The 506-nt window shown below is 66.8% G+C and carries 1 protein-coding gene; it reads left to right on the plus strand.

The features are described 5' to 3' along the window. Positions 1-506, plus strand: a 506-nt coding sequence (locus A9Z05_RS31440) for a LysR substrate-binding domain-containing protein (RefSeq protein ID WP_256122137.1), incomplete at both ends; no start/stop codon positions are given.

Genomic DNA, 506 nt, shown 5'->3' on the forward strand with positions numbered 1-506 from the left:
GCGCAGATCGAGCGCGGCCTCGTCGCGCCGCACGACTTCGACCCGGCCGCGAGCACGCATACGTTCTCGATCGCGCTGTCGGACGTCGGCGAGATCGTGTTCCTGCCGAAGCTGCTGCAGGCGTTCGCGACGCTTGCGCCGCACGCGAACCTGCGTTCGGTCTCGCTCGCGCACGACGAAGTCGGACGCGGCCTCGAAGCCGGGTCGATCGATCTCGCGGTCGGCTACTTCCCCGATCTCGACGGCAACAACTTCTTTCAGCAGCGGCTGTTCACGCACCGGTTCGTCTGCCTGATGCGGCGCGGCCATCCGTTCGAGCAGACGCCGCCGTTCACGGTCGAGCAGTTCCTCACATGTGGCCACGCGGTGGTGCGCGCGGAAGGTCGCAGCCAGGAAGTGCTCGAGAAATATCTGGCGAAGCAGCGCATGCAGCGCCGCGCGGTGCTCGAAACGCCGCACTTCATGAGCCTGCCGTTCATCCTGAGCCGCACCGACCTGATCGCGAC

Origin of the sequence: Burkholderia sp. A2 (assembly GCF_001729305.1) — a bacterium.
Taxonomy (GTDB): domain Bacteria; phylum Pseudomonadota; class Gammaproteobacteria; order Burkholderiales; family Burkholderiaceae; genus Burkholderia; species Burkholderia sola.